The organism is Paenibacillus sp. FSL R7-0210 (assembly GCF_038009085.1).
Classification (GTDB): Bacteria; Bacillota; Bacilli; order Paenibacillales; family Paenibacillaceae; genus Paenibacillus_AQ; species Paenibacillus_AQ silagei.
Window position 1 is genome coordinate 3,633,618 of the sequence record NZ_JBBPAR010000001.1, and the last position, 17,819, is coordinate 3,651,436.

Sequence of the window (17,819 nt, forward strand, 5' to 3'; positions counted from 1 at the left end):
CGTTAACCGGCACAATGCTTTTCCTTACTTTAGAACCTTCTCCAGCTGCTTCGATCCTGCCTCCGGGAACAGCTTAGCCGTATGCTCCATAATCCGCTCCCTGGATGACACTGGCTGATCATTGTAACGCGAAGTCACATAGTCTGCTCCAAATACATGCTCGCTCACGGCATAACGCCCAATTCCCCAGCCGTAAGGACGGCCATGCTTGTCCTGCTTATACTCGAATTTGCTGGCTGTAATGTAGGTCTGCATCTGGAGCAGCGTCATGGCTGTGTCGAAGCCTTTCGCACCTTTGGCCGCGAAGCCGGACAGCCCTTTAAGATCACTGGAGAGCAGCCCCGCCTCATGCTCCAGCAGCACATCCATGATTCGTTTGCTGGCCATGGAGGCCAGTCCGTCATCATATCTGGCATCGAAATCATAACCGTCCCGGCGGTAATTGGCGAAGTCCGGGTACCATTCTCTGCTGATGAACCCGGCCTTCTTGTTAAAGAGCTTCGCATAAGCGATCTCGCCCCCGGCCGCAATCTCCTCGCGCCACTCCCACGGCCCTTCTACACCCTTCACGAACCAGTAGCCCGCAGGAGTGCATTCCTCCAGAGAAAAGCCTGCGATCTCGCAGCGGAACATGGGCAGGTAACCGATCTCCCGCACCAGCGCGGCCAGTTCCCCGGCATTTTTAATTATAGGCAGCTTCATCGTTGTCCTCCAGGCTGATAGGTCCAGCCTTCGTCTCCATGGTAGATCATCTGCTTGCCCATCCCGCCATCGATTGTAATATTCTCGCCCGTTATGAATCCCGCAGCCTCACTACACAAGAACAGCACCATGCCTGCGATATCCGCGGGAGTTCCAACCCTTCCCGCAGGATGCTGCAGCCGATCCGACTCTGTATGAACCGGCTCTGCCGATTCCTCTGTACCGTGATAAGCGGTGGTATCAATCCAACCCGGGCTGATTGCATTAACCCGCACTTTGCCGCTAAGACTTACACTAAGGGCGTGGGTCAATGCGCCGATCCCGCCTTTGGCCGCTGTATAGCTCTCGGTATCCGGCTGAGACATCCGCTCCCGGCTGGAGGAGATATTCACAATAGAGGCTCCTTGGGCAAAATGCGGCTTAAGCCGCAGCGTCAGGTAATAAGGCGCCGTCACTCCAATCCGCTGCACATACTCGAAATCCTCATAGCTGCATTCTGATTGCAGCCCTTTACGGCTGATACAGGCATTGTTAATCAGGTAATCCACCTGTCCGTAGCGGCTGATTACCTGTGAGATGAAATCATCCAGCACCGGCTGTTCCGCAATGTCTCCCTGATAAAAGAACAGACGCTCTCTTCCATACTTGGTCTCCAGCCAGCGTCCGGCAGCAAGATCCGTATCGATGCAGGCAACCACTGCTCCGGCCTTCAGTAATTCCTCGGTGAGGCAGCGTCCGATTCCGCCTGCACCTCCGGTAACGATCGAAATTTTATGATGATGACTCATCTTGACCTCCATTCTCCGCTCATTCCGGGGTATAGGCTTCCGGTCTCGGCTCGCTCACCGGCTGATACAGGTATCTCCGGTCCAGCTTCACCACATGCTTGTTCGGACGCCGGATCATCACCTGGGTCTCGTCCCAGGCCAGCACGATTCCCCGGATATCATTGCTCGCCAGCCCGTCGCGTACAACTCTTATCCGCTCACCGGAAATCCGGTAGGCATCCAGTTGTTCATCACTTATCATAGTATTCTTACTCCCCTCTCTGTGCTTAGCTTGTCCAATTTAACTCTGAATCCGGTCATGAAAAAGACCCAAATGAGAATCATCCGGGTCTAGTTATCTTTCAAAAGCAATCTGTATGTCTTATGAAGTTCCTATATCAGCGCTTCATTCTTCTCAAACCAGAAGTCAAGAACTTTAGCGGACATCACACGTTGTTCCAGATATTCGACCTGATGCTCTGTGAATGTCTGTCTCCAGCTATACGACAGCTCTTCACACAAACTTGTGATTGTCAAAAGCTCTGACCAAGCAACATAACGTTTGTACCAGAAAAACTGAGGATGTTCGATCATATAGGGATACAAATCGTCGAACTCCGTGTGTTTGCAATCCAGCGCACGTTCGAAGTGATCCTTAGCCTCGGTTAGTTTATCAATAAAAAATTGCTCTGTCACCGGTTCATTCCCCATTGTGACGCCTCCTCTCTCATGTCTAATTTTTATTATAAAGGAAAACTTATAGGGTGAAAAGCAGATGTTTCAAAAATAGGCTGTGTTCCTGTTATTGTCACTTCAGCCTTATCCAAAAACAATCGTCCCGTCATTAAGAGAGGTGATATCAACAAGAGACTCCAGACGGATTCCCTGTTCCCGGATCGTGCGGGCACCGGCCTGGAAGCTTTTTTCGACCACTACGCCAAGGCCCACCAGCTCGGCACCTGAACGCTGGATAATCTTAATCAGGCCGCGCGCCGCGTCGCCATTGGCGATAATATCATCGATGAAGAGGATTTTGTCATCCTCCGAGATGAACTGGCGGGACAGCATAATGTCCGTAACAATCCCTTTGGTAAAAGATGGAACCCGTTCACACAGAGCGTCGGGATCAGCCAGCAGCGTTTTTTTGCGCCGGGCAAACACCAGCGGCACCTTCATCTCATAAGCGGTGGCAAATGCCACGGCAATCCCCGAGGATTCCACAGTCACTACGCGAGTAACTCCAGCCTCAGCAAATCTGCGGGCAAATTCCCGTCCCATTTCCATCGTCAGCATCGGATCGACCTGGTGGTTAAGCAGTCCGTCCAGCTTCAGCACCTGATCCGAGACGACTACGCCTTCCTCCAATATCCGCTGTTTCAATAATTCCATAATTGTAAACCTCCATTACCCTTTATAGACGTTCCACCGAAATCGCACCTGTTCGTCCAGGCGGAAGTCATGTCCCTCTGTTCCTCATCATAACCTGTACTATGCGGACTACACAAGGCTATATCCTTGCAGGCCCCGCAATTGTAAACTTCGCAGCATTCATAAGGAGGCTAAGCATGAAGTCACATATCCGCACATTACAGATCGCTTTCACTTATATCGGCACCATTGTCGGCGCCGGATTCGCTACCGGCCAGGAAATCCTCCGTTTTTTCACCAGATACGGCCACTGGGCACTGCTGACGATTCTATTCTCTGCCGCTCTCTTTATCTGGCTGGGCACCAAAATGATGATCATCGCCCGGAAAATCTCTGCGGACTCGTATGAGGATTTCAACCGCCACCTGTTCGGAGCCAAGGCCGGGACCATCATCAGCCTGTTTACCATGATTATTCTGATCGGGGTGAACAGCATCATGCTGGCAGGCGCCGGGGCGATCTTCAAGGAGCATCTCGGCCTTCCCTATCAGGCGGGGCTGCTTCTGACGATCTTCGGATCTTACTTGCTGCTGAAGCGCGGTATTTCCGGCATTCTGCAGATCAACAGCCTGGTGGTGCCCCTGATGCTTACTTTGTCGCTGATCCTTGTCTGTAATACGCTGGGCGTTGCGGGAGCCGAACGCTTCCTCTTCCTGCCCACCGATTACAGCAGCATCAACGCATGGATCTCTCCGCTGCTCTATACCTCGTTCAACCTTGGCATGGCCCAGGCGGTGCTGGTTCCGCTGGCCCGTCATACGGATGACGAACGTGCGCTGGTGCGCGGCGGGATTCTGGGCGGAGCGGGCATCGGGTTCATGCTGCTGGCGGCCCATTTTGCCATGAGCTCGCAGATGCCGGGCATCCTGCAGTTCGAGATTCCGATGGGAAGCATCGCCATCCGGCTGGGTCCGGTGGTGCAGATGGTCTTCTTGCTGCTGATCTTCATGGAAATCTTCAGCACCTTCGTCGCCGGTATCTACGGGGTAAGCGTACAGCTCCAGCAGCGGCTCCCGGTCGCCCCCGCGCTTGTCGCCCCGCTGCTGATGCTGATCTGCTATGTGTTCAGCCAATTCGGCTTCAGCTCGCTGCTGGGCATCTTCTACCCGATCTTCGGCGCGCTGTGTCTGATATGGGTGGTCATGCTGGTGCGCTCCCCCATGTCCCCGCCGCCAGGGCAGGGCAAGCCGCCCGCAGGAGGAGCGGGCGGCAAGAAGCAGGGGATTACGATTGTCAGCATCAAGCCTGCGATCCGCACTACACGGAAATAACTGCTGCGGCAGGAATGCTGCCCGCCACAGCTTCGGCGACATGACGGTGGCAGGTCATCATGACGATCTGCCGGGAAGAAGACAGCTCGCCAAGCAGAGCCAGAGCCGCATGAAGCCGGTATTCATCGAAGTTAACGAACAGATCATCGAAGAACAGCGGCAGATTCACCTTGCTGCTCATCGTTTCTGCCAGTGCCAGCCGGATCGCCAGATACAGCTGCTCCGCGGTTCCCCGGCTGAGCAGCCCGCTGTCTAGCAGTCCGGCATCCTTATGTTCAGCCTTCAGCTCCTTATGCCCCAGCGTCATCACAATCCGGCGGTATTCCCCGTGCGTGAGCTTCGAGAAATACACGGAGGCCAGCTGCAGCACCTGAGGCTGCTTCTCCTGCTCATAGATCCTGCGTGTCCGGCCCATCAGCTCGGCCGCCAGAGCGGTTACCGCATATTGCCCGGCCAGATTACGCAGTGCCGCCCGCTGTTCCTCCAGTTGCTGGAGCGCAGTATCTTCCTTGCCGCGCTTCGTCAATGCTTCCCGTTCCTGCAGCAGCTTGCCGCGCTGCTCAAGCAGTGCGCTGCGTTCCTCTTCAAGCTCGGCCGCCGCTTCTTCCGCGGCCTGACGCTCCTGCGCAAGCCGCCCGGCGTCCAGATGCTCCAGCAGACTCAAGAGCTCTGCCCGGCCTTCGTCATCCCATCCGCTGAACATCGCCAGCTCCGCTTGACGCACGGACCGCGTAACCTCTATCCTCCTCAGCCACGCAGAGGAACGGCGCAGGAACTGCTCGCCGTCCTCAGCACCGCCTTCCTCCAGCAGCTTCGAGCAGCGCAGGTTCAATTCTGCCTGCTCCCTGTGATTCGCTGCCAGCTCCTCCCGGACTTCAGCCAGCCGCGCCTCCACACTCTCTCTGCGCAGCAGCTCAGCCTTCAGCTGGTCCCACTCCCGCTTCCGCAGCTCCAGCCAGGTTAATAGGGCGGCTGGTGTGGGGTGGCGGGGAGCAGCTGGAGTTGCGGGTGGATGCTGGGCGGTAGGATTGGTGGCGGGTAGCCGGTGCTGATCAGTGGGCTCGGTGGCGGGTAGCCGGTGCTGATCAGTAAGCGGAGTAGCGGGTAGTGATTGCTGCTCAGTAGGCTCGGTGGCGGGTAGCCGGTGCTGATCAGTAAGCGGAACAGCCGGTATCGATTGCTGCTCAGCTACAAAGGAAATGGAGTTTACCCGTCCGGTCTCCGCAGCTGCAAGCAGCTTCATCCCTTCCTGTTCATAGAGTGCACATTCCGCCGCCAGTCCGCTTAGCCGCGCAGACCATTTGGCCTCCTGGCGCAGCAGCTCATGGCCCTGCTCTGCCAGGGCGAAAATATCCGGCAGGCCGTCCGGGGACAGCCCTTCGGGGAGTCTCCGCTGACGCAGCCATTCTTCATAGCGCGCCGCCAGCTCTGTGAAGCGGGCCTCCGCTTCCTCCAGTTCGCCTGTCAGCACCTGTTCCTGTCCGCTTAGCCGCTCAAGCTCCGTCCGGCAGGCCTCGGCCTCAGCCGCCTGCCGGTCTACGCGCTGGCGCCAGGTGCCCCAGGCCTCCATCAGCCGGCGCAGCTCGCGCATCCCGGCCTCCAGCCCGCCTGCGTCAGGGCTGGACGCCTTGCCGCTCTCCCGCTCCGCGCCGGAGAGCAGCAGTCCGCGCAGCCGCAGCATCTCCGCTGCGGCCTTGCCCGCCTCCCCGCCGCCCGGCTCCGGCGGGGCAACCGCCGCCCCCGCTGCGCGCAGGGCGGCCCAGAGCCACAGGTCCGCTGCGGCCAGCAGGCCGAGCGCGGACCATACGCTGACCGGCGGTGCGCCGGTCAGCCACAGCGCAGGCGGCAGCAGCAGCGTAAGCGCTGCGCCCGCCTGCAGGAAGCGCCGGTAGCGTGCCGCCCGGCGCCCGTTCGCGCCGGGGCGGCTGCCCCCGGCGGCGTCACTGCGGCGCGGGGCTGACGCGCCGCCTTCCGGGCCGAGCTGCGCTTCGCGCCAGCGCTCGGCGGCCTGCTGCAGCTCGTCCCAGAGCTGCACCAGTTCACGCGGGCTGCGCGCAGCCAGGCCCGCGAAGTCCGCTGCGCCGCTGGCGTGCTCCTGCGCCAGCAAGCGCTCGGCCGCCTGCAGCGCAGCAGCGGCGGCGGCCTTGCGGGCGCGGAGGCTCAGCAGCTCCGCGCCCCGGGTCTCCATTTGCCGGTCATACCCGGCAAAGGAGGCGGCATAACGCCGCGCGGCCTCCCGGTCCGCCGCGGACGGGGTGAAGTCCGCGAGCGCTGCCGAATCCCAGCCTGCACCGATACTGCGCAGCAGGCGTTCCAGCTGCTCCCGCAGAGCCGTCAGCTCCGCGGCAATCCGCTGCTGCTCTGCCCGCTTGTCCTCATAGCTGCTGCGGCTGCGGTCCAGCGCTTCGAGCTCAGGCCCCTGCTCCGCAAGCAGAGGATCAGGAGGATTCGCCTCAAGCTCTGCGGTAAGCTCCGCCGTCAGCCGCTCCAGCCGGAACGCGGCGCCCTGCAAGCTGCGCAGATCGGCTGTAAGCGACCTCCAGCGCTCCGCCCCGTTATCCGGGAACGACGCGATCACGGGAAGCTCCTCCAGCTCCAGCCGGCCTTCGCTCCATTTCAGCCACAGCTCCCGGATGTCCTGCGCCTTGCGCAGCTTCATCAGTCTTGCTCCAGCGAGCTCGCGGTCCAGCTTCATCTGCTCCAGCTGCTGCTCCGCAGCTTCCAGAGCCAGAGTATTCCCGTTATATCTCGGCAGATAAGAGCGGCTCTCCGCTACCTCCTGCTCCAGCTTCCCGATAGACTGCAGAATCCTGGCGGCCTCCTGGACCTTGCCGCGCGGCTTGTAGAGCTTCTCGGCCTCCTGAACCAGACGCTTCTCTGCCCGCATAATCTCTCCGCCGCCGCCCATCCCGGCATGGAACAGGTAGCTGCTCATTTCCCCGGACTGCAAGGCACCCAGCTCCTGCAGCTCGTCAAGCGAGACAGCGAACAGCTGGCGGAACATACTCCGGGAGATGCCGCCAAGCAGACGCCGCTCCAGCTCCGCCTGATTCAGCTCCTCCGTACGGCCATCCGGATGTCTGAGTGCAATATGCAGCTTCTCTGCTCTGCCCGGCTCCGCGCCGCCGGATGCATACCGGCGGATAGTCCATAATGCGCCGGACTCATCCCTTGCTTCGAGCACCCCACCGTGCGTTCCCCCTTGCAGCGGCTCGTACCGTTCAGCCGGTTTCCCCCGGCCGGGGATGCCGTACAGCATAGCACGGATGAACTGCAGGGTCGTGCTTTTACCCGCCTCGTTGCGTCCGAACAGAACCGTGACCCCTTCATTCAGTCCGATCTCCCGCTGAGCCAGCCTTCCGTAGCCGTCTATCCGCAATGAATCGATCTTCATTCCTCTACCTCCCGGCCTTGCTGTCCGTCGCCATCTCCTGCATCCCCAGCAGAATACGCCTTGCCTTCTTCCGCAGCATTCTGCGGCGTCCCGCCGGACTCTTCCAGTCCGCTCAGCAATGTGATTCCCAGCTCTGCTGCACCTCTCAGCCATTCCTGCTTCTCTTCGGCTCCTACGGATAATAGCAGCCTGCGCAGCTCCTGATTCTCCATCATCGGTCTCAGCGCAGTAGCGACCAGCTCGTCCAATTCTGCGGCATTCCCGCTACTGCGCCCGGCAAGCCGCAGCATTTCACCCAGGAAGCTGTCCTCCAGAAGCAAGTGCTCACGGTCAACCGCAAGTCCCGTTTCGATGGAGAAGCCTTCCGTCCAGACCAAGCCCGCATATTCCTTGCGCACCGCGCGCACCGTTTCCCGCCGCTGCAGCTCGGTGAGCAGATCATCGGCCGCCCCCTTCTCAGCCAGCACCTTATGTATATCGCCCCGTCCGGTCAGGCGGAACCTGACCACAGACATCATCTGCGGGGTCTCGCTGCGGATATCCTCCACTGCATTCTCTACAGCGAGGGTCCACTCGGCCTCGTCAGTGAGCCCATCTATAGAGAGCTCGCGGACCTGCCAGCGCACACTGTCCAGTTCATGGAAATCCAGCCGGACTCCCCCCTCTGCACTGACATCAACCGTATAGCAGCCCTTGGGCCCGGTCTCCTTAATGCTTCTTCCTTGAATATTGCCCGGATAGACGATAGGCGGATGCTCATGCAGAATACTCCGCTTATGAATATGCCCGAGCGCCCAATAGTCATAGCCCCTGCCGATCAGATCCTTCCGGGTGCACGGGGAGTACGTCTCATGCTGGAGATCCCCGTCCACATTGCCATGCAGCAGGGCGATGTGGAACAGGCTGCTGCCCGGCTGGCGGCTGAAGCGCAGAGCTGTATTCTCTGTCACTTTGGAGGTCGGGTAGGAGATGCCGCTAACCACAGCTACCTCCCGTCCGTCTTCCCTGCGGCGGGCAGTCACGCGCTCGGGCTCACTCCCGCCGAATACCGTAACATGGGCAGGCGGTGCCGAACTAAGGCGCGGGCCGTCCAGCGGATCATGGTTACCGTGGATCAGGAATACCTGAATCCCGTGGCGTCCAAGTTCCTCCAGGGCCTCCCGGAACCGGAGCTGCCCCTGAAGTGAAGCATCCGCGACATCGTAGACATCGCCGCTAATGACCACGAAATCCACCTTTTGCAGGGTGGCTACGCCAACAAGCCGCCCGAGGGCGGCGAAGGTAGACTCCCGGAGATAGGAGCGGATATCCTGGGGGAGATGAGACAGACCGGCGAACCGGCTGTCCAGATGCAGATCCGCCGCATGCAGGAAGCGAAAAGGAATCATAGTCTCACCCCTTCATTCCCGGCTGGAACTGCAGATAGGTTTTCTTCAGCTCATTGGCTACACGGGTCAGGGAGTAGAGGCTCTTTGCTTTATCCCAAGCCGAACGCGACAGCTCATATCGGTAGCCGGGGTCCGTGATCACTTTTTCCAGGGCATCTGCCAGTCCCAGCTCATCATCCGGATTCACCAGCAGCCCGTTCACCCCGTCCTCAATCTGCTCGGGAATACCGCCCACATTCGTCCCGACCAGCGCCAGACAGCTCAGCGCAGCCTCGGCAAATACCGAACCGAACGCCTCCGCCCGCGAAGGCAATACGAAGATATCGAAGAACGGCATGAATTCCTCAGGATGCAGCGTATAGCCGTAAAAAATAGTCTCATTATAGATGCCCAGCGCCTGCGCAAGCTGCTCCAGCTCCGCCCGGCTCGGTCCGTCCCCGATAATATGCAGCACATATTCATGTCCCCGCTTCTTCAGCTCGGCACAAGCCTTGAACAGAATATCTATGCCTTTGGCCGGTACGAGACGGGTAACTGTGACCAGCTGCGGAATGTCATTCTCATGCGGGACAGGCTTGAATCTCTTCTCATCGAATCCGTTAGGAATGACTCCAATGCTGTCCGGCTGGTCAATATAAGGAGTCACATAATCGGCAAAAGCACGCGAAACCGTCATCAGCCGGTCACTCACATGCTCCAGCTCCCGGTAAATCGCGACCAGGAACTGATGCTCAAGCCCCCCCTCCCGGATCACCCCATTCAGGATTAATTCACGCTCATAGCTGGAGTGCAGCGTCTGAATCAAGGGAACGTCAGGATAAATTCTCTTCATCGCCAGCCCGGCAATCGGGTGATGGGCATGGATCAGGTCATAATTTTTGCTCATACGCAGCTTAGTCCACCAAATGTAATCCCGGTAAGTCTGAATGTATTTTTGCACAACCGGACTTTCGCCATACACGGTCCAGTCGAAGGTCTCGAAGACGATGTCTTCGCGCCCCTTGCCCCGGATGCGCTTAGGCAGCCAGAACAAATCCATCTCCCAGCGGCTGGACCGGAAGCGTTCCTGGAGATAAGGAATCATAGAAGATACACCACCGGGCTGCTCCGGCGGGAAGAATAGCGCTTGCAGCAAGTTCATATAGGTACATCTCCCTTTACAATTGCCCTATTTACGGTGAAGGCCGGCAATTATGATATAGTTGTGTATATGTACAATAATAAAAACGGGTACAGCTACAGGTATAGGTACGCTAAGGTTCCATACCTAATTTTATCGGTATCCACCCGAAACAGCAACTAAGATGACAGCTTTACTTATCTTGAACTTGGACTAGAGGAGATTGATTTATGAATGAAGAACGACTGCCTGCCGCTTACACCGCCAATATTAGAGAGATGCTGGGGGATTCGGCGGACGCTTTTCTGAAGAGCTATCTTGCTGCGCGGACCCAGGGTCTGCGGTTCAATACTTTAAAAAGCAGTGTACCTTCCGGCCGCACCGCAGCGGAGCAGGCAATCTCACAATTCGGTCTGTCACAGGTAACATGGTGTCCGTCAGGCTTCTATTACGAAGACCCCGCTCGCCCGGGGAGACATCCGTATCATACCGCCGGACTATATTATATTCAGGAGCCCTCCGCAATGTCCGCAGCCGAGCTGCTGAAGCCGCTTCCCGGAGAGATCGTTCTCGACCTCGCGGCTGCTCCCGGCGGCAAAACCACCCATATCGCCGCACTGATGCAAGGGGAAGGGCTGCTCATCTCCAATGAAATTCACCCGGAGCGGGCCAAAATCCTGGCCGAAAACGTCGAGCGGCTCGGCATAAGCAACACACTGGTTACTTCCGCAGCTCCTGGTGATCTCTCCAAAAGATTCCCTGAGGTGTTCGACCGCATTATGCTGGACGCGCCTTGCTCCGGTGAAGGAATGTTCCGCAAAGACCCCGCAGCGATAGACGAATGGTCCCCGAAGCATGTGGAGATCTGTGTAGCCAGACAGTGGGATATTCTGCAGGATGCGTATCTGATGCTGAAGCCCGGCGGCCATATGGTCTATTCGACCTGTACCTTCAACCGCCAGGAGAATGAGGAGACGATGGAGCGCTTCGTGCAGACCTATCCCGATATGGAGCTGATCGTTACAAAGCGGCTGTGGCCGCATCTGGAGCGGGGCGAAGGGCATTTCGTGGCCCTGCTGCACAAGGCGGCTTCAGCAGACCCGGCGGATTCCGCTCCGCGCAAGAGCCGGGGCAAGCGCGGTGAACGCGGCAGCGGCAGTGACGGTCCGAAGACAAGTGCTACGCTTAGGGAGGCCTATCAACAGTTCATGAGCTGGGCGGCGGCAGAGCTGCCCGGATTCGCTGGACACGGCGTCCCGCTTCTCTTCGGCGAATCCCTGTATCTGCTGCCTGAGGCATTCAATGGGCGGCTGCACACCGGGATACTGGACGGGCTCAAGGTGCCACGTGCCGGAATGCATATTGCCCATCTTAAGAAAAACCGGATCGAGCCCGCGCACGCCCTGGCCATGACACTCCGGCCGGATCAGGCGGCGCGCAGCTATGATATGCCTGCGGACGGCACGGAGATCCAGGCCTGGCTGCGCGGCGAGAGTCTGCCGGTTCCGCCAAGCCTGCATGGCTGGACGCTGGTAACCGTAGACGGCTTGCCTGTAGGCTGGGGCAAAGCCAGCTCCGGCCAGCTCAAGAATCATTTGCCCAAGGGTCTGCGGATCAGGGCAGCCCATATTGACGAAGTTTAGGCTGCTGACTAGTTCACGAATCGTTCATAAGCATATGATGTCATTATCCCATGGAGGTCCGCCGGACTTAAGGCGGCAAGTGGGAACAGACATGAATCAAGGGAGGAATCAGACATGGGTGCAGGTGTAGGCTTCACTTCGACCGGTGCGATCTTGGTACTCTTCATATTGCTCGTAATCATTTCCCGTTCGTTGTTCGTCTAATTCCGCTATAAGCAGCACAGCACACGGACCTCAAGCAGCCCGCCCCCTTTAAGGGGGCAGGCTGCTTTTTCAATTCTCCTGATCGCGTGTGATACATATTATAAAGCCGTTTTTAATAGAACCTTAAAGCCTCATGGCACCGAATTATGCTTTATGTTTTCGCCATATAGCTCCGCTTTGTTCCCACTATTCTCTAATTCATACCTCTTCATTCTTGTAAATTCGACAATTATTGGTATTAAATACCTATATTCGTAAAATTCAATCAATGCTAAAATATGGAATATTCACTTAGACCATACCTGTTATAATGGAGGTGATTATTTATATTAGAAGTATCGGAGGGATTACTCTGAAATCGTCTAAAAACAAGATTATGATTGTGTGCTCTGCGGTTGTAGTTGTCATGATTATCATAATAGTGCAACATTTCCTTACTCAAGAGAAACTCTCCGACTATACCGTTGTAAATGATGGTGTTGTGGTAACTAAGCAATTTAGTATCAGATCCAAAACTGCACAACAAAACACATCAGCAGTAGGATCGATTTTTGTGTGGGGCGAAAAAGCAATGGCCAAGCGCATACGAATTGTTGCTTCGTTTGAAATTGATCCTAAAGATTTCGGCGGAATGACTATCTACATTCCGAAGAAATGGTATATCGCCAACATTCTAAGCAATTTCCCTGAGAATCAAAAAACATTACTACAGCCATTTGCTTCCGAAACTGATATGAACCTAGGTAAGGAGTGGAGAAATAAGGTTGAAGTCGGTGTAACAAATCTACAAAACCCTGCAGGCGGTGGAAGTGGAATGATAATTATCGATCTAGTATCCGATAGCAAAACAATTTTACCTTCGGAAAATTTCAACATTATGGTTTCCGTTGGCTCCGATACCAAAGGCGGCGTAAGGTCGATAGGCGTCAATTCAATTAAAATCCCAATCTCTGTGAAAGCTGAGAGCAAGGATTAATGAGGAGAGATGTTAGATTATGATTAAATTCAGAAAGTCAGCACTCAAATCTATTCGTATAGCACTCATTTTATCTCTAACTCTAGTACCCACAGGAATGGCTTACGCATATGATACGCCCGTAAGTCATGTAGACGCTAGTAATTCAATTAATTGGCCTTACACTACTGGAGCTAACAAAATTGCTGCTTCTTCGTCAATTGGATTCATGGGGGCAACATGGCTTGGTACAATTAATAGATGGCATTTCGATTTCAGATTCGCGGGCACAGGGGCTAGCAGAGCGACCACAAGCCCTCCCATACCTATAAATAATAGGATCCAAATAGCAAGAATGGAGATAAAAAACACTCAAAACCCAAGTAATATGGCACTTAATTCATATACAGACCCAGCATTTATCGGTTCTGCTCCCGAATCTTCAGGATCTAACCTACCCGGATACTATAATGCAGCCTATGCAGTATTAAATTTTTCTACATTCCTCCTTACTCCCATGAGCGGTTTTCTTTATAACACTGGTAGTCTCATTGCTTCATTGCGCAATGTTTCTGACAGTAATACAACTAGTGCTTCAGCATTAACTCGTCAGTGGAACTGGTCAACCGACATTGCTGATACTGGCCAATTTTTTTGGTTTAGTGCTGATGTCCCTGCAAATACAACCTCGCAACTTTCTGCTGAATATATGCTATTAGGCACTGGATACGAGGTGTTATCCGCGGGGAAACGTTATTATAACCTGACTGCTGGCACAGCAAGAAGTAGTAATAGTTTAGCTAAGTCTGCTGCGATACAAGACAAAGACTGGAACCCAGGAATGATGACTCCCGAAGAAAAAGCTGAATGTGGGATCATAGAAATACCAAGAGATGAAATAGACCAACAAGCAAGTAAACTGAATATCGCCCCATCTGTGGTCACGAGTTTAAAGGCTTCTGAGGATCAAGTATTCTATTATGCAACAAAATTTCCAGTCACTGAATCTATCCGTCCTACGAATGAGGAGCTGACCCCTAAAGAAAAATCAATACAGGATATTAATGACCAACTGGATAGAAGCGAAACCATTATTGATGCCTTCCAACGATACGATACTAAGAATACAGAGCAAGAACTAATTATCAAAGACCATGAATCTCAAGAATTAATTCTTCAGGGACTTCTTCAACGTGCAAATCAGACCGATGAGAACGACCTCAGAAGCTTAAGCGAAATTCAATTATCATTGTCGGACTTGAAGTAGAGTAGCTTCTTAAAAGCTTAAAGCGGCAAAAAAAGGGCGATTCTCCGTTATTGGAGGATCGCCCTTTTGCATTTTTGGTCGCTCGCTACTTAGCAAGAAATTAGATATGCTGAGTGTACAAGCCATCAGGAAGACAAACAATATTTCACCAGCGCATCGCGCACACCGTTGTCATTATTGGTGCCGGTGATCACATCTGCGGCTGCTTTGACCTCTACCGGAGAGTTATCCATCGCCACGCCCAGACCGGCATACGTCAGCATAGAGATATCATTATAATAGTTGCCGATCGACAGCACCTGCTCTTGCGGAATGCCAAGCTCGGCTGCCAGATGCTTCAGGGCATTGCCTTTGGAGGATTCCGGGTGCATGAGATCAACGAAGAACTCTCCGCTGCGCAGAATATTGTATTGCTCTCCCCAAGTAGCCCACTCCCGCTGCGCTTCATCCAGAATATCGGACTGTGTGAACACAGTGAATTTCACAATCGGTTCGCGGAACTCCTCCCAGGCTGGAAGGGATGCAGGCATAATCCGGAAATGCTCATACATAAAGTGGGCTTCCTTCGTCAGGTTCTCCACATTATCCACATACATCTCAAATGCCGTATTCACATCAAAATGGATATCACGCTCACGGCAATAGGCGATATACGGGTCCAGCCCTCTGGCGTCCAGCCCGTACTGGTGCAGTACCTTACGGTCCTTGACACTCACCGTAGCCGCTCCGTTATGGCCCAGCACATATCCCGACAAGCCCATCTCCTCCATAAAAGGAATCGAATTCTGCGGACTGCGCCCTGTGCAGAGTACAATCTGCCCGCCCTGACGCGTGACCTCAGCAACCGCCGCTTTGTTCTCTACGCTGAGCTGATGATCATCATTCAGCAGTGTTCCGTCTACATCCAGTGCAATCAGTTTGTATTTCATACCCCATCATCCTATCTCTGTATAGTATACCGCCAGGCATTTGCCTGCTTCACCATTCATTGGCAGCTCATTGAGATCAAGCTGCTCCCGGCGTACCTAACTAAGCTTCCGTTTAACGGACTCCAAAGACGCTAATTCGGCACAAAAGGTTATTTTAAGCGTCTAACGGACCCGAGTGAACTTATCTCCTCACCAGTGGTTGAAATTACGCCAAATGCCCGCCAATAAAGGCTATGGAGTCCGTTAACAGGTTAAAATCAGCCTTTTTGCCGGAATAAGCGCAGTTGAGTCCGTTACCGGCAGTCAGGCAGTTAGGCTATCAGGCTGTCAGAGGTGTATCATCTAACGCTTCAGCAGCTCCAGCTCACGGGCCGTGAGCTCCCGGCAGGCTCCCTCGGGCAGCGTCTCGTCGAGCTTCAATTCGCCCATCGACACCCGTTTCAGGAACACTACCTTCTTCCCGACAGCTACGAACATCCGCTTCACCTGATGGAATTTGCCTTCCGTAATGGTGAGTGAGATATACGACAGCACGCGGCTGCCCCGTTCTCTGCTCAGAATGCTAAGCTGCGCGGGCAGGGTCACATAACCATCCTCAAGCGTAACACCCTCGGCAAAAGCAGCCACATCCGCCGCATCGACCTCGCCCTCGACGGTGGCCTCGTAGGTCTTGGGGACATGCTTGCGCGGGGACAGCAGCTCATGTGCCAGCTTGCCGTCATTGGTAAGCAGCAGCAGACCCACGGTATCCTTATCCAGCCGCCCGACTGGGAAAGGCTCGAACAGCGCATGCTCCTGCTTCAGCAGGTCCAGAACAGTGCGGTCCCGTTTATCCTCGGTGGCGGATAACACGCCCGGGGGTTTATTCATCATCAGATAGATGAATTCCCGGTAGAGGACCGGCTCCCCGCCAACCTCTATGCGGTCCTGCTGCGGGTCTACATGGAACCCGCTGTCTTTGACGACAGCTCCATTTACTGTGATCAGGCCCTGCTTGGCCTGCTTGCGGATATCGCTGCGCGAGCCGATCCCCATGTGGGACAGCACCTTGTCAATCCGTTGCTTCTTATTTGCATTTCCTCCTGTAGCCATACTCTAAGTCCACCTCCAGCCTGCGGGATATTCGTTCTTCAGCAGCCCGTCCTGCCATTTGCCCCAGCCTGCGCTGAAGCCATCGATGCAGACGAGGGTATAGCCTTTGTAAGCATGTCCTTCCTTAACGGACAGGCGCTCTGCGGGTATCGACAGGGTCTCCCCCTTCAGGTAGGACACCGCTTCCCCGCTGGCGCTGGATAGCGATACCGAGCGGCTGCATTCCTCAGGACGCAGTGCTGTAGCGAGCGGATGACCGGGAACAAATCTGCCGCTCTTGATCTGCCCCACATACCAGCCCGGCCGAACCGTCTTCAGACCGTCCAGCGCTTCACGCGGCAACGGGGAGATATATAGATGATCGCCGAACCATATGGCATGTCCGGGCGGCTGTGTCCCCAGCAGCTCTTGAATAAAGTCCGCATAGACCGCGAACGCTAGCGCTTCACCGCCAGTTCGCTGTGACTGCGGACCTGGACCCGTTCCGGCTCTACCAGAGCCGGAGCCGTGTCCAGATCCGCGTCCTCCCTTGCCGCCCCGGCCGTGATCTGCCCTGCCGGGAACTGCCTTACTGTGAAAGTCTGTTTTCGCAGCCTTGCTCCGGGGCGCGGCAGACAGACTTCTCTCTCTCTTATCATTTCGTGCTTGTACATTCTCTAAAGTGTCTGTCAGCGTAGCTCCATTCTCTGCTGCCCCGGCCTCAAATGCCTCTCTCGCAGGTCCGCCACTTCCGTCATGGCGCAGTACTGCCATGAAATGTCCTTCCCCCTTAACCTTATGCGGCCACAGCCGCGCCGCACCCGGCAATGAGCCGAGTCCGGCAGCGAACGGGCCGGTTCCGCCTACGGGAACCAGCGAGAACTGCGGATGCCCGGACAGGAATCCGGCAATCATCTCCTCGTTCTCCTCCAGAGCGAACGTGCAGGTGGAGTACACCATAGTACCGCCTGGCTTCAGCGCTGAAGCTGCGGCCTGCAGAATCTCCCGCTGCATCTCCGCATATTTGTCCGGGGTCCCCGGCTCCCACTGTCTAACCATATCCTCGTCCTTGCGGAACATACCTTCACCCGAACACGGCGCGTCAATCAGAATCCGGTCGAAGAAGCGGGGGAAGGCCGCCGCAATCCGCTCCGGGCGCTCATTCAGGACAATGCCGTTCCGTACCCCGTACAGCTCCAGATTCTTGGCGAGTGCCTTCGTCCGTTCAGGATGCAGGTCATTCGAGACCAGCAGGCCTTCGCCTTGCAGCTTGGCGGCAATCTGGGTAGATTTACCGCCCGGGGCTGCACACAGATCGAGCACACGGTCCCCCGGCTGAACGTCCAGCAGTTCAACCGGGGCCATGGCACTCGGCTCCTGAATATAGTACAGCCCGGCATGATAATAGGGATGTTTGCCGGGTCTGGCTCCCTCTCCGGTATAGAAGCCCGAAGGGCACCAGGGAATCGGCTCCAGGGTGAAGGGGGAACGCCCCCGCAGCCCGTCCACCGTTATTTTCAGTGTATTGACACGGATTCCCCCGTAAGGTGACTGCTGATAGGTATCTGTAAATTGCTCATATTCCGGTCCCAGCAGCTCTTTCATACGCCGCGCGAAAGCTCCGGGCAGTTGTGCTGTCATGATGCCTTCCTCCCGCTCAAATAATCAGGAACACCCCTG

The 17,819-nt window shown here is 55.7% G+C and carries 16 protein-coding genes; 5 read left to right on the forward strand and 11 right to left on the reverse strand.

Annotated features, from left to right (window positions below; all coding sequences use genetic code 11):
- Positions 1-24: 24 nt before the first annotated feature.
- The 5 genes from MKY64_RS15670 to MKY64_RS15690 all read right to left on the reverse strand — a co-directional run bounded on the left by MKY64_RS15670 (position 25) and on the right by MKY64_RS15690 (position 2,858).
- Entirely contained in the window at positions 25-702 is a 678-nt protein-coding gene (locus MKY64_RS15670) for an AlkZ-related protein (protein ID WP_340954127.1), read from the reverse strand.
- Positions 699-1,490 (reverse strand): SDR family oxidoreductase, encoded by a 792-nt coding sequence (locus MKY64_RS15675; protein WP_340954129.1) that lies wholly within the window; start codon positions 1,488-1,490, stop codon positions 699-701. Before MKY64_RS15675 ends, MKY64_RS15670 begins: the two co-directional genes overlap by 4 nt.
- A 19-nt stretch (positions 1,491-1,509) precedes the next feature.
- Positions 1,510-1,731 (reverse strand): hypothetical protein, encoded by a 222-nt coding sequence (locus tag MKY64_RS15680; RefSeq protein WP_036725081.1) that lies wholly within the window; start codon positions 1,729-1,731, stop codon positions 1,510-1,512.
- A gap of 131 nt (positions 1,732-1,862) precedes the next feature.
- Complete coding sequence (locus MKY64_RS15685; protein WP_036725087.1) at positions 1,863-2,180, reverse strand: hypothetical protein; 318 nt, start codon at positions 2,178-2,180, stop codon at positions 1,863-1,865.
- Between the two features lie 108 nt (positions 2,181-2,288).
- Entirely contained in the window at positions 2,289-2,858 is a 570-nt protein-coding gene (locus tag MKY64_RS15690; protein WP_036725092.1) for a xanthine phosphoribosyltransferase, read from the reverse strand.
- Between the two features lie 176 nt (positions 2,859-3,034).
- Between MKY64_RS15690 and MKY64_RS15695 the strand changes: the two genes are divergently transcribed.
- Positions 3,035-4,168 carry a YkvI family membrane protein gene (locus MKY64_RS15695; RefSeq protein WP_036725095.1) on the forward strand — a complete coding sequence of 378 codons (1,134 nt, stop codon included), beginning with the start codon at positions 3,035-3,037 and terminating at the stop codon, positions 4,166-4,168.
- On the opposite strand, the gene MKY64_RS15700 is transcribed toward MKY64_RS15695, so the two are convergent.
- From MKY64_RS15700 to MKY64_RS15710, 3 genes are read right to left on the reverse strand one after another with little or no spacing between them, the layout of a single operon-like run.
- Positions 4,155-7,562: an AAA family ATPase gene (locus tag MKY64_RS15700; RefSeq protein ID WP_340954133.1), complete on the reverse strand. Its 3,408-nt coding sequence runs from the start codon at positions 7,560-7,562 to the stop codon at positions 4,155-4,157. The two genes, MKY64_RS15695 and MKY64_RS15700, sit on opposite strands and share 14 nt — an antisense overlap.
- Positions 7,559-8,950 carry a metallophosphoesterase family protein gene (locus MKY64_RS15705; RefSeq protein ID WP_340954136.1) on the reverse strand — a complete coding sequence of 464 codons (1,392 nt, stop codon included), beginning with the start codon at positions 8,948-8,950 and terminating at the stop codon, positions 7,559-7,561. The genes MKY64_RS15700 and MKY64_RS15705 overlap by 4 nt, the downstream gene beginning before the upstream one ends.
- 4 nt (positions 8,951-8,954) lie before the next feature.
- Positions 8,955-10,091 (reverse strand): glycosyltransferase family 4 protein, encoded by a 1,137-nt coding sequence (locus MKY64_RS15710; protein WP_209877961.1) that lies wholly within the window; start codon positions 10,089-10,091, stop codon positions 8,955-8,957.
- Positions 10,092-10,300: 209 nt separating this feature from the next.
- Between MKY64_RS15710 and MKY64_RS15715 the strand changes: the two genes are divergently transcribed.
- The 4 genes from MKY64_RS15715 to MKY64_RS15730 all read left to right on the forward strand — a co-directional run bounded on the left by MKY64_RS15715 (position 10,301) and on the right by MKY64_RS15730 (position 14,139).
- Entirely contained in the window at positions 10,301-11,713 is a 1,413-nt protein-coding gene (locus MKY64_RS15715; RefSeq protein WP_340954140.1) for an RsmB/NOP family class I SAM-dependent RNA methyltransferase, read from the forward strand.
- Positions 11,714-11,827: 114 nt separating this feature from the next.
- Positions 11,828-11,917 (forward strand): sporulation protein YjcZ, encoded by a 90-nt coding sequence (locus MKY64_RS15720; protein WP_143803672.1) that lies wholly within the window; start codon positions 11,828-11,830, stop codon positions 11,915-11,917.
- A gap of 406 nt (positions 11,918-12,323) precedes the next feature.
- The gene (locus MKY64_RS15725) at positions 12,324-12,893 is read left to right on the forward strand and encodes a hypothetical protein (protein ID WP_340954143.1); all 570 of its coding nucleotides are present in this window, start codon (positions 12,324-12,326) and stop codon (positions 12,891-12,893) included.
- A 19-nt stretch (positions 12,894-12,912) separates the two neighbouring features.
- Positions 12,913-14,139, forward strand: a complete 1,227-nt coding sequence (locus tag MKY64_RS15730; protein WP_340954146.1) for a hypothetical protein — start codon at positions 12,913-12,915, stop codon at positions 14,137-14,139.
- Positions 14,140-14,264: 125 nt separating this feature from the next.
- Here the strand turns inward: MKY64_RS15730 and MKY64_RS15735 are convergent, their stop codons facing one another.
- From MKY64_RS15735 to MKY64_RS15745, 3 genes are all read right to left on the reverse strand, one after another.
- Complete coding sequence (locus MKY64_RS15735) at positions 14,265-15,068, reverse strand: Cof-type HAD-IIB family hydrolase (RefSeq protein ID WP_340954149.1); 804 nt, start codon at positions 15,066-15,068, stop codon at positions 14,265-14,267.
- A 342-nt stretch (positions 15,069-15,410) separates the two neighbouring features.
- Positions 15,411-16,160: a pseudouridine synthase gene (locus MKY64_RS15740; protein WP_340954152.1), complete on the reverse strand. Its 750-nt coding sequence runs from the start codon at positions 16,158-16,160 to the stop codon at positions 15,411-15,413.
- Between the two features lie 3 nt (positions 16,161-16,163).
- The gene (locus tag MKY64_RS15745; RefSeq protein ID WP_340954154.1) at positions 16,164-17,780 is read right to left on the reverse strand and encodes an RsmB/NOP family class I SAM-dependent RNA methyltransferase; all 1,617 of its coding nucleotides are present in this window, start codon (positions 17,778-17,780) and stop codon (positions 16,164-16,166) included.
- Positions 17,781-17,819: the final 39 nt, after the last annotated feature.